16 protein-coding genes are annotated in these 19,444 nt (G+C 62.4%); 9 read left to right on the forward strand and 7 right to left on the reverse strand.

All coding sequences use genetic code 11. The features are described 5' to 3' along the window. Position 1: 1 nt before the first annotated feature. The 6 genes from dctA to MRBLMD1_RS11980 form a co-directional block, all read right to left on the reverse strand. Positions 2 to 1,486 carry a C4-dicarboxylate transporter DctA gene (gene dctA / locus MRBLMD1_RS11955; RefSeq protein ID WP_364399748.1) on the reverse strand — a complete coding sequence of 495 codons (1,485 nt, stop codon included), beginning with the start codon at positions 1,484 to 1,486 and terminating at the stop codon, positions 2 to 4. A 133-nt stretch (positions 1,487 to 1,619) separates the two neighbouring features. Beyond that, entirely contained in the window at positions 1,620 to 2,717 is a 1,098-nt protein-coding gene (locus MRBLMD1_RS11960; RefSeq protein ID WP_364399751.1) for a tartrate dehydrogenase, read from the reverse strand. A 133-nt stretch (positions 2,718 to 2,850) separates the two neighbouring features. Further along, positions 2,851 to 3,765, reverse strand: coding sequence for a LysR family transcriptional regulator (locus tag MRBLMD1_RS11965; protein WP_275181205.1), 915 nt, complete (start codon positions 3,763 to 3,765; stop codon positions 2,851 to 2,853). A gap of 1,079 nt (positions 3,766 to 4,844) precedes the next feature. Then, positions 4,845 to 5,690: an SDR family NAD(P)-dependent oxidoreductase gene (locus MRBLMD1_RS11970; protein ID WP_364399755.1), complete on the reverse strand. Its 846-nt coding sequence runs from the start codon at positions 5,688 to 5,690 to the stop codon at positions 4,845 to 4,847. Between the two features lie 136 nt (positions 5,691 to 5,826). Beyond that, entirely contained in the window at positions 5,827 to 7,278 is a 1,452-nt protein-coding gene (locus MRBLMD1_RS11975) for an APC family permease (RefSeq protein ID WP_364399757.1), read from the reverse strand. Between the two features lie 48 nt (positions 7,279 to 7,326). Next, on the reverse strand, positions 7,327 to 8,124 hold the full coding sequence (locus MRBLMD1_RS11980; protein ID WP_364399760.1) for a tyrosine-protein phosphatase: 798 nt from the start codon (positions 8,122 to 8,124) through the stop codon (positions 7,327 to 7,329). A 219-nt stretch (positions 8,125 to 8,343) separates the two neighbouring features. On the opposite strand from MRBLMD1_RS11980, the gene MRBLMD1_RS11985 reads away from it, so the two are divergent. The 8 genes from MRBLMD1_RS11985 to MRBLMD1_RS12020 all read left to right on the forward strand — a co-directional run bounded on the left by MRBLMD1_RS11985 (position 8,344) and on the right by MRBLMD1_RS12020 (position 16,705). Then, positions 8,344 to 8,958 carry a TetR/AcrR family transcriptional regulator gene (locus tag MRBLMD1_RS11985; protein ID WP_364399763.1) on the forward strand — a complete coding sequence of 205 codons (615 nt, stop codon included), beginning with the start codon at positions 8,344 to 8,346 and terminating at the stop codon, positions 8,956 to 8,958. 37 nt (positions 8,959 to 8,995) lie between these two features. Beyond that, positions 8,996 to 10,123 (forward strand): N-methyl-L-tryptophan oxidase, encoded by a 1,128-nt coding sequence (solA, locus tag MRBLMD1_RS11990; RefSeq protein ID WP_364399766.1) that lies wholly within the window; start codon positions 8,996 to 8,998, stop codon positions 10,121 to 10,123. Positions 10,124 to 10,265: 142 nt separating this feature from the next. Further along, positions 10,266 to 11,219, forward strand: a complete 954-nt coding sequence (locus MRBLMD1_RS11995; protein ID WP_364399769.1) for a phosphotransferase — start codon at positions 10,266 to 10,268, stop codon at positions 11,217 to 11,219. Positions 11,220 to 11,314: 95 nt separating this feature from the next. After that, complete coding sequence (locus tag MRBLMD1_RS12000) at positions 11,315 to 11,713, forward strand: GlcG/HbpS family heme-binding protein (RefSeq protein ID WP_364399774.1); 399 nt, start codon at positions 11,315 to 11,317, stop codon at positions 11,711 to 11,713. Positions 11,714 to 11,808: 95 nt separating this feature from the next. Then, complete coding sequence (locus tag MRBLMD1_RS12005) at positions 11,809 to 13,149, forward strand: aspartate aminotransferase family protein (protein WP_364399777.1); 1,341 nt, start codon at positions 11,809 to 11,811, stop codon at positions 13,147 to 13,149. A gap of 52 nt (positions 13,150 to 13,201) precedes the next feature. After that, positions 13,202 to 14,599, forward strand: coding sequence for an aldehyde dehydrogenase family protein (locus MRBLMD1_RS12010; protein ID WP_364399780.1), 1,398 nt, complete (start codon positions 13,202 to 13,204; stop codon positions 14,597 to 14,599). 388 nt (positions 14,600 to 14,987) lie between these two features. After that, on the forward strand, positions 14,988 to 16,088 hold the full coding sequence (locus MRBLMD1_RS12015; protein ID WP_364399783.1) for an S-(hydroxymethyl)mycothiol dehydrogenase: 1,101 nt from the start codon (positions 14,988 to 14,990) through the stop codon (positions 16,086 to 16,088). Then, positions 16,088 to 16,705: an MBL fold metallo-hydrolase gene (locus tag MRBLMD1_RS12020; protein WP_364399786.1), complete on the forward strand. Its 618-nt coding sequence runs from the start codon at positions 16,088 to 16,090 to the stop codon at positions 16,703 to 16,705. Before MRBLMD1_RS12015 ends, MRBLMD1_RS12020 begins: the two co-directional genes overlap by 1 nt. A 44-nt stretch (positions 16,706 to 16,749) precedes the next feature. On the opposite strand, the gene MRBLMD1_RS12025 is transcribed toward MRBLMD1_RS12020, so the two are convergent. Next, positions 16,750 to 17,748, reverse strand: a complete 999-nt coding sequence (locus MRBLMD1_RS12025) for an Lrp/AsnC family transcriptional regulator (RefSeq protein ID WP_364399788.1) — start codon at positions 17,746 to 17,748, stop codon at positions 16,750 to 16,752. Between the two features lie 155 nt (positions 17,749 to 17,903). Between MRBLMD1_RS12025 and MRBLMD1_RS12030 the strand changes: the two genes are divergently transcribed. Further along, positions 17,904 to 19,442, forward strand: coding sequence for a carboxylesterase/lipase family protein (locus MRBLMD1_RS12030; protein ID WP_364399791.1), 1,539 nt, complete (start codon positions 17,904 to 17,906; stop codon positions 19,440 to 19,442). Positions 19,443 to 19,444 lie beyond the last annotated feature (2 nt).

A 19,444-nucleotide genomic window follows, 5' to 3' on the forward strand; every position in this document is an offset into this window, starting at 1 on the left:
GTCAGGCTTTTTCCGAGTAGGCGGGGCGGGCTTCAGCGGACTGGGCTGGGTCGACGTCGGCTAGGTGCTGGGGTGCCGGGGCCGCTGAGTCATAGTGGTTGGGCGAGTGGTGGCCGTATCGGACGAGGTCATCATCGATAGCTGCAACGTCATCGGCATGGGCCGGGTCTTCGCTAGGCATCGGTTCAACGGCTTCGCCGGCGAAGACACGACGTACGCAGTCGGCGTCCAGGGTGCGGTCCCACCAGGCGATGAACAGGGTGGCCACCGCGTTGCCGGTGAAGTTGACCAGGGCGCGGCATTCGGACATGAACTTGTCGATGCCGAAGATGAGCATGATGCCGGCCGCGGGGATGGTGCCGATGGTGGCCAGGGTGGCGGTCAGGGCGATGAAGCCGCCGCCGGCCACGCCTGCTGCACCCTTGGAGGTCAGGAGCATGACGGCGAGCAGGCCCAGCTGCTGGCCGAGGGTCAGATGGGTGTTGGTGGCCTGGGCGATGTAAAGGGCGGCCAGGGACAGGTAGATGGCGGCACCGTCGAGGTTGAAGCTGTAGCCGGTGGGGACCACCAGGCCGACGGTTTCTTTTTTGACGCCGGCGTGCTCGAGCTTGCGCATCAAGCCAGGCAGAGCGGGCTCTGCCGTGGAGGTGCCCAGGATCAGCATGTATTCCTCTTTGAGGTGCCGGATCATTGTGAAGATGTTCAGTTTCAGGAAGGCCATGACCGAACCGAGGACCACCACCACGAACAGGATCGACGTGGCATAAAACAGTGCGATCAGCCCGCCCATGCTGGTCAGGGACGAGACGCCGTACTTGCCCACCGCGAAAGCCATCGCTCCGAACGCGCCCAGCGGGGCGGCCTTCATGATGAAGCTCAGGATCTTGAACATGACCCCGGTGAGCCGCTGCACGCCATCCAGGACGGGGGCGCCGACCTTGCCCATGGCGTTCAGGGCGATGCCGAAGACGACGGCGATGAAGATGATCTGCAGGATGTCCCCTGCAACAAAGGGCTGCACGACGCTGGTGGGGATGATGTGGGTGATGAATTCCCACCATTCCTGGTGCTGGCCGGCGTCGATCAGCTTCGCAGCCGCATCTGAGGTCTTGATGGCGCCGGGGTCGGCGTTCACGCCTTCGCCCAGGCGGAAAACGTTGATGGCCACCAGCCCAAAGGCGAGGGCGCAGATGGTACCGATCTGGAAATAGGTCAGCGCCTTCAGCCCGGTCATGCCGACCTTCTTCAGGTCCGCGACGCTGGCGATGCCGCCCACGATCGTGAGGAACACGATGGGGCCGATGAGCATCTTCATCGCGTTCACGAAGGTAGTGCCGATGGGTTCCATGGCGATACCGGTGGCCGGGGCGAGCCAGCCGACCAGGATGCCGATAACAATGGCTGTCAGTACCCAGAAATAGAGCTGGCGGTACCAGCGCGGTTTGGTGGCCGGTGTCGCGTGGCCGGCGGTGGGGATGTGGTCCATGATTCCTACCTCATTGTGGAATGTCGCTGGAGGATGTTCTGAAGAAAGATTGGCGCGGGACGGGCGGTACGGCTCACCGCCCGCCCCGTGCTGCATCCGCTAACGGATGACGGCGCCGGAGAGTACTGCCTGCCTAGACGGCTGCCGGGGCGAGCGTCAAGGCCTTGATGATGGCTTCGGTGACGTCCTCGGTGGTGGCGTCGCCTCCAACGTCGCGGGTGAGGTGGCCGGAGCCGGTGGCGGTTTCGATGGCGGCCTCGACGCGGCGGGCCTCCTCGTGCAGACCGAAGTGGTCCAGCATCAGGGCGGCTGAAGCGATGGCGCCGATGGGGTTGCTGATGCCCTGGCCGGCGATGTCCGGAGCCGATCCGTGGACAGGTTCGAACATGGACGGGAAGCGGCGCTCCGGGTTCAGGTTGGCGCTGGCGGCCAGGCCCAGGCTTCCGGCGAGGGCGGAGCCGAGGTCGGAGAGGATGTCGGCGTTCAGGTTGGAGGCCACGACGACAGAGAGGTCTTCGGGCTTCAGGATGAACTTGGCGCTCATGGCGTCCACCAGGACGCTTTCGGTCTGCACGTCCGGGTAGTCCTTTGCCACCCGGTTGAAGACTTCGTCCCAGAGGACCATGCCGTACTGCTGGGCGTTGGACTTGGTGACCGAGGAGACCTTCTTCACGGTCCGCGTGCGGGCCAGGTCGAACGCGAAGCGCATGATGCGTTCGCAGCCCTTGTCGGTGAACAGTGCGGTCTGCAGGGCCACCTCGTTGCCAGGGCCCCGGCCGCTGAGATTGCGGCCACCCAGGCCGGCGTATTCACCCTCACTGTTTTCGCGGACCACGACCCAGTCGAGTTCGGTGTTATCGGCCTTGCGCAGCGGGGACTGCACGCCGGGGAGGAACTTCACCGGGCGGATGTTGGCCCACTGGTCGAAGTTCTGCGTGATGTTCAGGCGCAGGCCCCAGAGGCTGATGTGGTCCGGAACGTTTTCCCAGCCAACCGCACCGAAGTAGATTGCGTCGAAGTCTTTCAGGGCATCAAGGCCCTTGGGGTCCATCATCTGCCCGGTCTTCGCGTAGTACTCTGAGCCCCAGGGGAACTCGGTCCAGTCGAAGGCGAACTTGCCGCTGGAGTTTTCGGCCAGGGCGTCCAGGACGCGGCGGCCTGCGGCAACAACTTCCTTGCCCACGCCGTCTGCAGGGATCGAAGCAATGTTGAACTTCTGGGTGGTGCTCATGGTGATGTGTCTCCTCGTTGAGTATTGGGTGCTTGCCCGTTAGCAGGCTCACACCGTTCCTTCCTCTTCAAGTAGACGGGCGTCAACCAACCCGCGTCCAAGACCAAGATTCAATCCGCTAAATAGGATCGGCCTATGAATGCTGATGAGGCGCCTCTTCTGGACTTGATACATGCAGCTCGGCAATTTTAAGGAAAGCCCTTGCGGCTGGGGTGAGGTCCTGTTTGCGGCTCAGGATTGCCACGTCGAGCTGGGACACCGGCTCGATGAGAAGGGTGCGAAGCCCGGACCTGTGCGCGAGCGGGGCCCAGGACGATGGCATAACGGCGTGCCCGACGCCAGCCAATACCAACGGCAGGATAGAGGTCCGGTGCGCCACCTCAACGACGATCTCCAAATCGACGCCGCCGGCTAGAGCATCATCGACAAGCCAGCGCATCAAAGACCCACGCTGACTCGCGATCAACCGGTGCCCTGCCAGATCTTCCCGTTGGATAGCAGTTCCAGGCCGAAAGGTATCGGCCTGCGGATTCACAATCAGGATCAGCGGCTGACGCTCCAGCTCCAGCACCTGGACTCCAGGGACCCGGATGGGGTTCGGTGACCCAGCGAGTCCAACCTCAGTGCTGCCGCTGCGGACCGATTCGATGACTTCCTCCGGAGTGAATGCGGCTACCACGTTCAGTCGAACCGACGGGTGCGAACGGGTGAATCCGGCGATCATGGATGTCAATGGTTCGATCCCAGGGGACGGCATCGTAATAATGTCCAGCCGGCCGCTCCGGATACCTCGAAGAGCCTGAACCGCGGATTGAGCCGCGTCCAAATCACGCATCACTAACCTGGCTGGACCCACAAGTTCCTGCCCCGCTTCGCTGAGAACAGCCCGCCGACCGATTCTATGGAACAGCGGAACCCCCAAATCTTTCTCCAAACTTGCAATCGTCTGCGAAAGGGACGGTTGCGCAATCAGCAGATGTTCCGCGGCCCGATTAAAACCATCGTGATCCACAACCGCCAGAAAGTACTTTAATTTCCGGGTATCCACTCAAACTCCTCAACCAGACCGGGGCCCTGCAAGCGGCTAGGGAGCGGCCTGGCCCGTGCTGCAGGGAAGCACTAATAGCCTAGGCTTATCAGCTTCATTGCAAGTAGGTCTTGGACGCCCAGCAGGAACAGCGGCTCTAATGGGAGCGACGAGGCCATTCTGATCGCAGTCGACGTCCGGGCTCACGTCACCGGCCCGACCCAGAACGGTCGGCTACATCCTCCGCTTCACCTGATCCACTCACCATCGCCAGCAAACCCCGGAGGTGCAACCCCCATTGACCCTGCCCAGCCCGCCACGTCCTACCCTGTGGACCGGCACTCGCCCGGCAAGGAGATTACGACTGGCGTGACTTGGCTCCGGGAGACGCCGTCGTACTTCTAGCTTCAGACCGGCGGAATGCCAGGATCTCCGGGACAGTGGACGACCTATCCACCGACGGATCCCTCCTATGGCTAGTTCAAGACAATGGCACCGGACGGCGGCTCTTCCGCCGCCCCGAAGGGCAGTTCGCGCGGTCTTTGATAAAGCAGACATAAGTGTGGACACTGTCCACACCCTCTTTGGCAGGACAAAGCCCGGGGCGCGACTCTCGCGGGCACGACCTAAGACCGACTCCCGGGGCGCTGTTGAGCGAGATCGCCGAAGTCATGTCGTCCAAGCTCGCATGGCCCATGAACAGGTGTAGGCCACCGCGGCCAACCTAACGGAACCGAAACTCGGAACTGCATAACCCCACTAGAGTAGGCGGAAGGCCCACCAGCATGGCCTTGAACCCGCCACCCCACACACCTGGATAGGCCGCCGCGGCGGCCAGGCCACAGCCCGCGACCCAACCCGTCAGACGACGCGACCGCAAGCTTTGTCAACACGTCAAAGCAAAAGCGCCCCTGACGAGGGAATACGTCGTTCTCGAGGTGGGACTCGAACTGTATTCTCGTCCTTGCAGACGCTGGGCTCCCGCGGAACATCCGGAGTCCTGGGCAGACCAAGTGCCGTACTAGGCAGTCCGAGGCGAAAGGTGTGGACAATTTCCACACTCCTTTTTCAAATAACACCTGAAAGACGGGCTGTAGCGCTTAGTCAGGAATTGCCTGCATCGCCTGGGTGGGTCCGTCTACGGCAGCGGTGCCGATACTGACACGGGGGTCGAAGGCGATGGCTCCGGGTTCGACCGCGATTAGTCCACCATCCACCGGGATCGTGGCTGCATTAACGTACGACGCCTGATCGGAAAGCAGCCAAGCGATGACATCGGCCACCTCTGAGGACGCGGCCGGGCGCCGGCTAGGGACGAACGCTGTGGCAAGGCTATAGGCTTCTTCGCGATCGATGCCGCCTAGTTCAGCGAATTCGCTCATCTCCACGTCCGCCATTTCTGTCCGAGTCCACCCGGGACATACTGCGTTGGCGCGTACCCCGAGCGGTCCGTAGTCAACTGCGACGGACTGCATTAACATCGCAAGGCCGGCTTTGGTGGCGTCGTAGCCTGCAATTCCAGCCGTGGCACGCAGCGCGGCGGCTGAGGCCACCCCGACGATCGAGCCGCTGGATTTGATCAGGTGAGGCAGGGCGGCCCTGACCAGCAAGAAAGGCCCGGTCAGGTTGGTGCTCACCATGGCGTTCCAGTCCTCATCAGAAAGTTCGCCGGCACTGCCGGCGCGGACGATTCCGGCATTCAGCACCACACCGTTGATTGCGCCGAATTGTTCTACGGTGTTCGCCACGAGCAGCTCCATGTCCGGGGCGGAAGCGACGTCCGCGACAACAGCATGGGCGCCGGTTGCTTCAGCGACTCGGGTCACAGCTTCTGGGCGGCGTCCGCAGATGACGACTTCCCACCCCTGGCTGCGCAATACTGCGGCTGTGGCGGCTCCGATCCCGGTTCCTCCGCCGGTAATAACTGCAACTGTTTTGGGGGTCATTCTTATCTCCTGGTTCTGTTTCGGACGTCTGCTTTCGCTTCCTCACGGACGACCGATAGTCGTGGAGAGGTTGTGGTCCTGGAGGAAGGCGAATTGCCGTGCTGCCGCCCGCAGGGGCGGCAGCACGGCAACCGTTCTAGATAACTTCTTTGGCGTAGTCGATGTCGCGCTTGCTCTTGCCGAACACCAGGCCGGCGAGCATGACCGTTGGGATGAGGATGAGCAGCCATTTTGCGGCTGCGTTGTCAGGTCCAATGAGGGAGTCGTAGTTCTCGATCGTCACGTAGCCGATGTAGGAGAGGATCAGGGTAGAGAGTGTGGGTGCGATCTTGGTCGCCCAAATGTTGGTGTTGTCTTTGGTTCGGACGAAGAACACGATAATGGATACGGAGGCCACGATGAGGATGGTTATGAAGGCTGCCGTTGCCAGGGCGCTGAACCAGGCGAACACGACGGTCAGTGGGTCTGCGCCGAGGACCAGGAAGGTAACCACAACGACGCCGACCGCCAGGCCATTGAACAGGGCTGCGGTGGCGGGACTCCCTTCCTTGGAAACGGTGGCCAAGTTGGTGGGCAGGACTCCGGCTCGGCTGAGGGCGAAAAGGTAGCGGGCGAACATGTTCATCAAGCCCAGGAGCATGGCGAGGTAACTGGTCACGACGAGGACCTGCATGGCCATGCTCAAAACGCCCCCTCCGCTTTCGGAGGCGAGGTTGAAGATAAATCCTGCAGGGTCCTGCGTTGCCGCCTCCTGGATGTTGTCCACTCCGATGGCCCCGCCGATAACCCAGATGGAGAGCGTGTAGAAGATTCCGACAAATGCGATCACGGCGTAGAGGGCCCGTGGGATCGTCTTGCGGGGGTTAGTTGCTTCTTCAGAAAACACCACGGTTGCTTCGAAGCTGGTGAAGCACAGGAAAGCGAAGAGCAAAGCGATGCCCAGGCCCGGGCTGAAGAGGTTTTCCGCGGTGAAGCCGGAGAATGTAAAAACTCCTGGCCCCCTGCTGGCAACCAGCACAATGACCAGGGCGGCCACTACGAGGGTTTCGCCGATAATCAGGATGGCCAGAAGCCGGATGCTTGTGTCGACGCCGCTCATGGTGAGGGCAGTGGTGATGACAAGCAACGCGACAATCCAAACGAGCGGAGGTACGGAGAGTCCGGCGATGCTCTCCAGCAACTGTCCGGCGAAGACGCCGAACTGTGACCACAGCCCTACCTGCAGGCTGAGGTACATCAGCAGGGCCAGACCAGCTCCTGCGGTGGCCCAGGGTGTACCCAGGCCTTTGGCGATGTAGGCGACAAAGCCGCCGGCGTTGGTGACATGCCTGCTCATGCGCAGGTATCCGACGGCGAAGAGTGCGATGAGCACGGCGGCGATCGCGTAGATCAATGGGGCTGCAGGTCCAACCGCCGCAAAGACGACGGGACCGGTGCCGACCACGGCTGCCATGGGGGCTGCGGCCGCGATGACGAAGAAGGCGATGGCGAAGACGCCGAGTTTGTTTGAGCGAAGATGGCCTGCTTGCGGTTGGACGGGTGCGTTGGACGGCGTCGTTGCCGGCAACTCGCTGACGTTGTCGATCATGGGTCTTCTCTTTCGGGCAGATAATGGCCGTAGCCGTGGTCGGCTTCCTCAGACGAGGAGCCGTGCCGTGAGTTTGTTTGTGAGCGCCGGAGTGATGCCGAGTCCGTCTTCCAAGTAGGAGTGACGTGATCCCCAGGCGTGCTCCACGCTGTGCCATGCGGCTTCGAGGTACCCTTGCCGCGCTTCCAGCAAGGGTGTGATGACTGTTCGCAGGTGCTTGTCGATGCGGGCGACGCTGCCTGCGGAGTCTCTGATGAGGTATTGATTCTCCGGTAATGAACTCTGAACGTAGTCTTCGAGGATTGCGGTTTCAGGTACCCCCAGGATGGTCAAAAGGATGGCTATTGCCCATCCGGTTCTGTCCTTCCCAGCCGAGCAGTGGACGACGACAGGCAGCTCAACTCGAGCCAATGACTGAAGGAAATTGGCAAATACCGGTGGGTTGCCTGCTATGTCACGGGCATAGAGCCGGTGCATTGCCTCTTCAGCCCGCACTGCCGTAAGGGCCCTGCCAAGCTCGCTCACGCGACCTTCGCGAACCGCAGACCACAGCCACGCGTCCCTGCTGTCTTTAGCCTGAAGTGGCGTTTGTACAGCCGTGAGCGCAGGCACGCAACGGTCTTCGGTTTCGGATTCCCAAGGACTTCGCAGATCCATGAAGTGCAGGCGTGCCGCCTCCAGCCTTTGACGATCCGGGGCTGTCGAGTATCCGAAGTGTCCACTCCGGTACACCAGGCCTTCAGCCACACGGGATCCTCCGTGCGCTGGCAGTCCCCCGAGGCTTCGGAAGTTCCGGACGCCCTCAAGGGAGTTAGGGCCCGCCAAGCCTGGTGTGACCTGTTTCATACATAAAAGGTAAACACTGAATCTTTCGTACTGCAATAGAACAAGTTAAATATTTGTTGCCTGACTAGTTCATAACCTAGGCATAGTGTTCAATGTTTCCAAGCGCTCCAGAGCGGCTCCGGACCCCTTCTGCAAAGTTTGCACAGACTGTTCACTTTTAGGATCCGATGTGCAATCATGTGAAGCAGATCACCGGACACCCACGCGAAGGATCAGAAAATGAGTGCCTCCAACAAGCCCCTCTCCCTTCGGGAACGCAACCGTATGAGAACCCGCGGCGACATTCTCGACACCGCAGCTGAGCTGCTGAGTTCGGAGGGGTACGCTTCGACCGCCCTTGAAGTCATTAGCCAGCAGGCGGGTATTTCGAGGGGGACCATTTACGCCCACTTCCCGGGCGGAAGGGACGAAATTGTCCGTGAGGTGTATCTGCGGATCGCCGACGCCGTCTACGTACGGGGCATCAGCCTGCGCGATCCCCTCACGGACCCCGGTGCAAGAATCACGGCGTTGGCCACCGCGCTGGTGGAGGCGACAAAGGAGCCCAAGGGCCGGTTCTACGGGGTGATGGGACCGGACCTGGTGTCGGCCCTTTCGGACGTCATGGGCTCGACTTCCCGCTCTTTCGAAGAGCTCATTGCGCGGGATCTGAAGGATGCCAAGGACAGCGGCACCTTGCCGGAGGACGCGCCGACTGAGGCCTTGGCAGCAACGATAACCGGGGCGATCCGCGCTGCCGGGGCTGCTGCAGCACGTGAGCCGGCGAACGCCGGGCCAGCGGTCGCGGCTATCCGGCTACTCATGGACGGACTTCTAGTACGAGCCACTGTCTGACCCGCCAAGGGTCCGAAAACCACTAACGGAGGAATTTGTGTCAACACAACACTACGACGTCATCGTCATTGGACTGGGCCCCTGGGGCTCATCAGCGGCGTGGCACTTGGCAGCCCGCGGCAAGTCCGTGCTCGGCCTGGATAAGTTTGCACCGCCACACATGCACGGCTCGCACGGAGGCGCCACACGGCTGGCCCGGCAATCCAGCAGTGCAGGAGCCCAGTACACCACCTTCACAAAGCGGACCTTTGAGTTGTGGGACGAGTTGGCCGCGAAAACCGGGACCCGGCTGTTGGAACGTTCGGGAACTGTGTTCGTCGGCGAACCCGGATCAATGTGGTTCGACAAAACGGTGGCCTCCCTAGGCGCGTCCGATTTTGAGTACGATGCCCTCAACGCGTCGACGGCACGGAAGCGGTTCCCTTGGGCCACGATTAAAGACGACGAAGTCGCCGTATGGGAGCCAAACGGCACCGTTGCCCTCGTTCACCCCGCCATCAAGGCCCTGCAGTCAGAGGCTCGCCGGCTCGGCGCAACCCTGCGCACGGGAGAAGCGGTTCAAGGCTGGGATGAGAGCGCTTCGAGCATCGTCGTGAGCACCGATCAGGGTAACTATTCAGCCGACAAGGTCGTCGTCACCGTGGGTGCCCGCGCCAACCATTTGATGCAATTGGATCTGCCCTACAAGGTGGACCGTCAGGTGCTGGCCAATTTCCGCCAGGACGGGCCACCGAAGCCAGCCATCTACTTCGCCAAGCCCCCAGGATCGGACGAGGCGCCGGCTTACGGTTGCTCCGAGCCTAACGGTGAATGGAAGTTCTCTGTCCCCGGGAAGGGAAACTGGATCGATCCCGAGGACCTCAGTCAGGACCTCAGGACCGGAGACCTCGAACGGATCCAGGAAGTCCTCAGCGCCAGGCTCCCAGACATCGACACCAACCCGGTATCGACCACCGTATGCATGTGGTCTGAGGTTGAGGACGGCCATTGGGTTATCGGTGGGCACCCGGAGTCGTCCAATGTCGTCATCGGCACCGGAGACATGGGCCGAGGGTTCCGCTATGCAGCGGTTGTTGGTGAAATGCTGGCTGATCATGTCGACTGCATTTCCCGCCCCGAAACAAACCTGTTCCTGCCTTCACGCTTCGCCACAGCAAAGGCGTAAACAGTGACACCGGCAGATGTCCTGACCGCACCGTTGCAGAGCTTGTGGGAGCTCGTGAAACAGTGCGAACAGTGCAGCCAGGACCCCCTCCGACCCCAACACAGTGCACCTGCATTCGAACATCGAAGGACATCCAATCCTAATGACCATCGTCCCTGATACCGAAATCACCAGCATTAAGGCGGCGCTTTCGACGAACCCCGACTGGGGTGGCTGTCACGTCACCGCACATTCCCTCTCCGGCGGCCAGGCCCATAAGAACTACCTCGTCAAGGACGGTTCCCGTCGCTGCGTCGTCAAGCTATGGAACAACTACTGGGAAACGGTAGGAGTTCTGCCCGCCGCCCACGTGGTTCTGGAGAACACGAGAATTGCCGCCGAGATCGGCGTAGGCGCGCCCGTCATAACAGTCTCAAACGAACCCTTGGCGCTGGCCCTCGACTTTGTTCCGGGAGGCCACCCGAGGCTAAGCGACGACAATGACTCCGTCACCCGACTCGTCCCTGCCCTTCACCGGCTTCATCACTCCGGCCGCCGGTTCCTCAACGACATCAACCCCTTCAACCTGGCCCGACAAAGGATGGAGGCCGCCAGAAGACAAGGTATCGAGCTGCCGCCCGGAACGTCAGCCATCCAGGCCCTGATGGACCGTCTGGAGACCGTCCTGGCCCTGGATCCTTCCCAGTTTGTTCCCTGCCATTTGGACATTTGGGATGCAAACATCATCAAGGACACCTTCTCGATGACCTACAACATCATCGACTGGGATCTCGCCGGCAACTCGGACCCGTGCTACGAGATTGGATTCATTGCAGCGCAAAACGGTTTCGGGAAAGAGAAGGCACGCGCACTCTTTGAGGCCTACTTCGGCAACGCTGACCCGGTAGAAATGGCGCGGGCCAGGCTCTTCATGGCAGTGGCTCATTGGTCCAACAGCGGACTGTGGATCACCGCCATGGGCAACGCCGCACCCAACGACGACGCCGACTACGCAGGGGAACTGCGTACCTGTTGGGAAGGGTTGATCACTGAAATAACAGCCCCTGACTTCCCCGACTTAATAAAGGCAGCCGCAAAACCGGCAGCTCTCGTCTAACAAAACCCCGGCGCGCGTTAGCACCTAACCAGGGCTGGCTCTACGCCAGTCAATACAACTACGCCCTTAAACAGGAAAAGATTTCGGAGCAACAGATGAACGACATCACGCAGCAAGAAGCACACAAGATAGTTGAAGCAGCACGAGAGGCAGCCCTGTCCTCGGAAACCCTGATGAACATTGCCGTGGTAGACGCCGGCGGAAACCTCAAGACCTTCACCCGCATGGACGGTGCGTGGCTCGGCAGTATCGACATCGCCATCAAAAAGGCACGCACGGCCCGTTACTTCGACATGCCGACCGGAGACATCGGCTCCATCTCGCAGCCCGGCGGACCGCTGTTCAACATCGAAGTATCCAATGGCGGCCTGATCACCTTTCCCGGAGGCATCCCGCTGACCAAAGACGGGGTCACCGTCGGCGCCATCGGTGTCAGCGGCAGCACCGTGGAAAACGACCACCGGGTCGCTACTGCCGGCGCCCAAGCCCTCTAACCGGTTGCCGGGGCCGGCCATCGACCGCCCGACCCCGGCAACACCCACCGACTCATGTTCCGGACTTAATTCCGCACCAACGGCCAAGGACAGCAATGACACTCGAAACAGCCACAGAACCGGCACCCGACGCACTCCTCCAGGAAAGCCTCATTGACCGCCGCGAACGCACCATCGGGCGCCACTCCCCGCTGTTCTATGCCACTCCCCTGGAAATAGTGGCCGGCGAAGGCGTGTGGGTCCACGACGCCACCGGCAAGACCTACCTGGATGTCTACAACAACGTTCCCCACGTCGGACACTCCAACCCCGTCGTCCGCGAAGCAATCACAACCCAGCTGCAGACCGTCAACCTCCACACGAGGTACCTCAACTCGCGCGTCGTTGAGTACGCCGAAAAGCTGCTGGCGCTCTTCGATTCCCCGCTGGAGCGGGTATTTTTCACCAACAGCGGATCCGAAGCAAACGAGCTCGCCCTGCGAATCGCACGGCAACACACCGGCAACACCGGCATCCTTATCTCGGACCACAGCTACCACGGCAACACAACCACTCTGGCCGAACTGACCACCGGCCTCCAGGTCAAAGAACCCCTCGGCGCCCACGTACGCCCCATTCGTATTCCGGACGCAGCAGGGCTGACACCGGCTAAACGAAAGCGCCTCCTCCACGAAGCGCTGCGCGACGTCGACGCAGCCATCTCCTCGCTCCAGGCCGAAGGCTACGGCGTCTCAGCCATCCTGTATGACCCGCTGTTCTCAACCGAGGGACTCCTGCAGACCCCCGAGGGCTACATCGAGGCGGTCACCGACCGGGTCCGTGCCGCCGGCGGACTGGTCATCGCGGACGAGGTCCAGTCAGGCTTCGGACGGACCGGCAACCATATGTGGGGCCACCAGGCTTTCGGCACCACCCCTGATCTGGTGACACTTGGCAAGCCGATGGGCAACGGCCACCCCGTAGGTGGCGTCATCACAACGCACGCACTGATGGAGGAATTCGGGGAAAACAACACCTACTTCAACACATTCGCCGGAAACCCCGTTTCGTCGGCAGCCGGCCTTGCTGTCCTGCAGGTCATGGAAGAGAACGGGCTTGTTGAAAATGCGCACCAACTCGGCAAGTTCATCGCTGACGCACTCGCAGCCCTCGCCAAGGACAACCCCAGGATCAAGAGCGTACGCGGCCGGGGCCTGTTCTTTGGCCTGGAAATCGTCAATCCCGACGATGCGACGCCGGACCCCGCCGCCACCAAGGCACTCACAGAAGAGATGCGTTCCCGCGGCGTCCTGATCGGAAAGATCGGTCGCCACGAAAACGTCCTCAAAATGAGGCCACCGCTCGTCTTCGAACTCGAACACGCCCAACACATGATCGAGCAACTCCGCCTGTCACTGGAAACAGTCAACGACCCAGCTGATCAAAACCAATGGTGACCATCCCGGATTCACCCGGAACAACAACTAACCACTCAATGAGGAGAATGCCATGAACACCACGCCTATCCTTACCCAGGACTCCGTCTCCACCAGGACCATCTTCAATCCCGCCACCGGTGAACCCGTCGGCGAAGCCCCGGTGCATACGGTCGCGGACCTGCAGCACTCCATCGACGTGGCAGTCGCCGCCCAGCCCGGCTGGGCCACACTCGGTCACGAGGCACGGTCCGCCGCACTGTTGAAGGCCGCCGACGCCGTCGAAGCGCGCGCGGAAGAACTCGCGCAGCTGCTCTCGCGAGAGCAAGGCAAACCGCTGAACGGCCCCAACGCCCGCTTCGAAGTCGGCGCCTGCGCCGCCTGGCTCCGCGCTGCCGCCGGGACACCGCTCGAAGCAGAAACCTTGGTCGATGACGGTGAAACCCGTGCGGAGCTGCATTACCGGCCCATCGGCGTCGTCGGGGCCATCGGTCCGTGGAACTGGCCCATGATGATCACCGTCTGGCAGGTCGCCCCCGCACTGAGAATGGGCAACGCCGTGGTGGTCAAACCCTCCGAATACACCCCGCTCAGCGTGCTTGCCCTCGTTGAAACCATCAACGAAGCCCTGCCTGAAGGGCTCCTCACCGTGGTCTCCGGCGGACGCGATGTAGGCGAGGCCCTCGCCTCGCACCCTTCCATCGGGAAGATCATGTTCACCGGCTCCACCGCAACGGGCAAGGCAATCATCAAATCCTCCGCGGACACCGTCAAGCGGCTCACCCTGGAGCTCGGCGGTAACGACGCCGGCATCGTCCTGCCCGACGCCGACCCGAAGGCCATCGCCGAAGGTCTGTTCTGGGGTGCCTTCATCAACACCGGCCAAACCTGCGCTGCCCTGAAACGCCTCTACGTCCACGACGACATCTACGACGCCGTCTGCGAGGAGCTCACCAATGTGGCCAAGGCCATGCCGATGGGCAACGGCCTGGACGAAAACAACGTCCTGGGACCGCTGCAGAACAAGGCACAGTACGAGATCGTCGCGAACCTGGTCGAGGCCGCCAAAGCCTCCGGGGCCCGCGTCCTCCTCGGCGGAAACCCGGACACTGACCAGCCCGGCTACTTCTACCCCACCACCCTCGTGGCCGACGTCGACAACGACAACCCGCTCGTCGCCGAAGAACAATTCGGCCCTGCCCTGCCCATCATCCGCTACAGCACCATCGACGAAGCAATCCAGAAAGCAAACGCCCTCGACGTCGGCCTCGGCGCCTCCGTCTGGTCCTCCGACCCGGCAACAGCCCGCAACGTCGCGGCCCGCATCCAAGCAGGTACCGTCTGGATCAACAAACACGGCGCCGTCGACCCCCGCATCCCCTTCGGTGGCGCAAAGCAATCCGGCTACGGCCTCGAATTCGGCGTCGAAGGACTCAAACACCTCGGCGTCCCCCAGGTCATCAACGGCTGAAACACCATTGACTGGTGGGGGCACCGCCGCAGGCGGCGCCCCCACCGCGGAATGCCAAGGCTGGGCCGATTGCTTGATACAGCGACCGGTACTGCCAATCGACATCGCGGAGGATTAATTGAACCGCCACACCCGTGCAGTTGAGGTAGAGGACTGGTCCATGCTCCGGGCCGGCGACAGGATTGCCGTCTCAGAAGACCTCTTCTATCAAGACGCGCTCCAAGTAGAAGAGACAGCAGCAGACATCGGAGTGATCTGGGTCCGCAGAATCTCCAGTGGTGACCGCCAGCTTCTCAGCGTCGGGACCCACAGAATTTGGCATCTCGGCACTAAAGACATTTGATCCGCCCCGGTTCAACTGCAAGAACGCAAACGAAGGTACGCATTCATGGTTCATAAAGTCCAAGCAGTAGTGGTTAAGGAAAAGAACGCCCCGGTGTCGCTGGAGACCATCCTGGTGCCGGATCCGGGCCCGGGGGAGGCCCTGGTGGACATCCTGACCTGCGGAGTCTGCCACACGGACCTGCACTACAAGCAGGGCGGCATCGGCGATGACTTCCCGTACCTGCTGGGCCATGAGGCCACCGGTGTGGTCTCTGCAGTTGGTCCGGACGTGACGTCCGTGGCGCCGGGTGACCGGGTCATCCTGAACTGGCGCGCCGTGTGCGGCGAGTGCCGGGCCTGTGCCAAGGGCCAGCCGCAGTACTGCTTCAACACGCACAACGCCACCCAGAAAATGACCCTCGAGGACGGCACGGTCCTCTCTCCCGCCCTGGGCATCGGTGCCTTCGCCGAAAAGACCCTGGTGGCTGCCGGGCAGTGCACCAAGGTGGACCCCGACGTCGACGCGGCCGCGGTGGGCCTGCTGGGCTGCGGCATCATGGCCGGCATCGGGGCCGCGATCAACACCGGCGAGGTCAAGCGCGGCGAGTCCGTGGCAGTGATCGGCTGCGGCGGCGTGGGCATCGCCGCGATCGCCGGCGCGAAGTTGGCGGGTGCGACGACGATCATCGCCGTTGACATCGACGACAACAAGATAGAGATGGCCAAGTCCCTCGGCGCCACCCATGGCGTGAACTCCAAGCAGGAGGACGCAGTGGAGGCCATCCGGGCCCTCACCGGAGGCAACGGCGCTGACGTGGTGATTGACGCCGTCGGCCGTCCCGAAACGTACAAGCAGGCGTTCTACGCCCGCGACCTTGCCGGCCGCGTGGTCCTGGTGGGCGTCCCGACACCGGAGATGCAGCTCGAGCTGCCGCTGCTGGACGTCTTTGGCCGTGGCGGGTCGCTGAAGTCCTCCTGGTACGGCGACTGCCTGCCCTCCCGGGACTTCCCGATGCTGGTGTCCCACTACAAACAGGGCAACCTGGACCTGGACGCGTTCGTGTCCGAACGCATCACCATCGACCAGGTGGAGGAGGCTTTCGGCAAGATGCACGAGGGTAAGGTCCTGCGTTCCGTTGTTGAAGTCAGCCCGGTGGAGGTCTGATGGCCGTCACCATTGAGAACCTGGTCACCTCGGGCACGTTCTCGCTCGACGGCGGCACCTGGGACGTGGACAACAACGTCTGGATCGTGGGCAACGACGAGGAATGCGTCATCATCGATGCGCCCCACGATGCCGCCGCGATCATCAACCAGGTACGCAGCCGCAAGGTCAAGGCCATCCTGCTGACCCACGCACACAACGACCACATCGGTGCCGCCCGGGAGGTTGCTGACGCCCTGGGCGCCCCGATCATCCTGAACGCCGAGGACATGGTCCTCTGGGAGCAGGTCTACCCTGACGCCAAGCCGGACCGCTACCACTCCGACGGGGACGTGTTCGAGGTGGGCGGGGCAACCCTGAAGGCAATCCACACCCCCGGCCACTCCCCGGGGTCCACCTGCTTCTACCTCGAAAGCGAAGGAACGGTATTCACCGGGGACACGCTGTTCAACGGCGGCCCGGGTGCCACCGGCCGGTCCTACAGTGACTACCCCACCATCCTGAAGTCCATCCGCGAACGCCTGCTGACGCTTCCGGCTCAGACCGTGGTCCGCACCGGCCACGGCGATAACACCACCATCGCCGCCGAGCAGGAAAGCCTGAACACATTGGCGTAGTGCCTGGAAGTCGTGTTGCCACAGAGGCCACGACGGCAGACCTGTCAGGAGCTGTACCCTCCGAGGTCTTCGCCGAACGACAGTGCCATTGTTCCGCTGCGTTTTAGGGCGTCTACCACCACGGCCGGCTCGATGGCCTGGGCCCGGGTGGCCCACTGGGACTCTTTCAGGTACGTGGAAAGTGCGGCGCGGCTGGGAAAGACGGCATCGACAACAAGCTGGAAGTCGCCGGCGAGGACCGCGGCATACCGCACTGACGAGGAAGGAAGCATTTCCGCTTCCACACGGTCCAATTCCGGAAACGGCACTTTGACCCAAAGCAGCACCTCTACCGGCAAACCGAGCAGCGCAGGCTCGAAGACTGCACGGATAAACAGTGTCCCCTCGCGCCGCATCCACTCCACCCTGCGCTGAGCGGTCTGCACCGAGAGTCCCGTGACGCGCGCCAGTTCCTCATAACTGGCGCGGCCATCGCGTTCCAGTGCCCTGAGAAGTTGCCGGTCCTCTTTGCCCAGCTGCTCCACGTGTTCCAGGGCGGTCGGAGCCTCCGTGTACCGGGTTCCGCCCAGCGCCTCAATTTCCTCCGGCGTCAGGACGCCGGGATTCCACTGATGCATCGTCCTGGGATAGCTGAGGACCGGATACGTGGCGGCCGACCTCACCCCCGGGATGCTCCCTATGTCCCGGATCAGCAGCTCTGCAAATTTGGAAGCAGGGCTGGAAAGCTCGGCCGCGCAATCCGCGGAACCGGTGAGGATGTAGGTGTACAAGGTCTCCGGCCGCCGCGCGAGGGCAGCAGCGGCGATGCCGGCCGCGCCGGGGTTGCAGGCAACCTTCAGCACAAACTGTTCCAGATGCCTGAAGCGGCTCGGATTGGGCAACGCGCGTATCCGCACCCGCCCGTCCCGCAGGAGCTCGGAGCCCCTCCGCGCCACCGTCCGTTCAGCCTCGCCCAATGCCGCGGCCACTTTCGCCCATGAAGCCCGTCCATCTACCTGGAGGGCGCCGACGATCCGTTGGTCGAGCTCGTCCAGCACATCCATGTCCCGCTCCCTGTCACGACGTCATCGTCATCGCCCATTCTAGACTTCCCGCCACATTTTTGGCTGATTCTTCCACTTATCTCGAAAGCGTTGCCGGAAACACGTGACGAAGCACACGATTGTTGACGAAATCAACACCGGCCGAAGGAAAAGCAATGACTGAGACTGTGGCAACTACGCGTCAGGGGGCAGTACGCGGCGTCATCAAGGACGGCACCGTCAGCTGGCGCGGGATCCGGTACGCCGCTCCCCCGACGGGGCCCCTGCGGTGGCTGGCTCCCCAGTCACCAGAGCACTGGGAGGGCATCCTGGATGTGGACCGGTTTCCCACGCGCGCCCCGCAGGTGCTCGCTGCCGAACTCGTCCCGCCTGGCGGGGCAACGCCGTCCGACGATGACTCGCCCATGGATGAGGACTGCCTCTTCCTCAACATCACCGCCCCGGCGCAGCCGACAGACTCGCCCTGCCCGGTTCTGGTCTGGTTCCACGGCGGCGGATACACCTGGGGATCTGGAGCCAACTTCATCGGCGACGGAACAGCCCTAGCCCTCGAAGGCACTATCGTGGTCACCGTCAACTACCGGCTGGGGGCCCTCGGCTTCCTGAAGTTGGACCACCTCCTCGGAGAGCAGTACGCCTTGTCGGCAAACGCAGGGCTGTTGGACCAGATCGCTGCACTCAAGTGGGTCCGGGACAACGTCGTCGCATTCGGAGGCGACCCCTCCCGCATCACCATCGCCGGTGTTTCCGCCGGAGCCAAGAGCGTGGTCAATCTGATGGCCTCACCAATGGCCGAAGGCCTGTTCCACCGCGGAATCATCCAAAGCGGCGGCGAGCACCTCAACACCCCCGACACCGCAGAGCAGGTCACCGCCGCGCTGCTCCGCACCCTGGGCCTTAGCCCGGCGAACGCCGCAGAGCTCCTGACAATGCCCGTTGGCGTCATCCTCGCCGCGCAGCAGGAGATCGCCGCCGGCGTCCGGTCAACCTGGGTCTGGCGCCCAACCGTTGACGGGACAGTCCTCCCCGAAGCCCCCGTCCGCGCCTTCGCCAAGGGCCTTGCCAAGGGGATCAACATCATGGCCGGCGTGACAGCCAACGAGGCCGGGAGCTATGACCTCGCCGACCCGAGTGCATCGGAACAGTCACCACGCGTTCTCCGTGAAATCTTTGGCGACGAAGGGGAACACGTGCTGGATACCTACCGACGCACATTCCCGGGGGCGGACGAGCGCCGCCTCCACTGCGCCGTGCTGGCCGACGAACGGTACGGCATCCCCACCATTCGGCTGCTCGACAGCCAGTCCGAACACGCGTCCTGCTGGCGCTACCGCTTCGATGCCCCAAGCCCCGGCTCCCCAAAGGAGAAGTGGGGCTTCCACGGGTCCGACGTTCCCTTCGTTTGGGACATTGGACTCGAAGGGGCAGAACCGGCATTGCAGGCTCTGGCATCAGGGATCCGGCAGGCGTGGACAACGTTCATCCACCACGGAAAACCCGAAAGTGCCGGTCTGCCCTTCTGGCCGGAATACCGGCAAACAGAACGGTGGACAATGTTGCTGGACACCACCCCAACAGTGGTCCCGGACCCCCGGCAGCAACAACGGCAGGCATGGGAAACGGCAAAGTGGCAGCCCGACACCTGGTGGGAATTCCCCGCCCTGCACCCGACCAATACCACCACCGACGAGTGAAA

The organism is Pseudarthrobacter sp. LMD1-1-1.1, assembly GCF_040676255.1.
GTDB lineage: Bacteria > Actinomycetota > Actinomycetes > Actinomycetales > Micrococcaceae > Arthrobacter.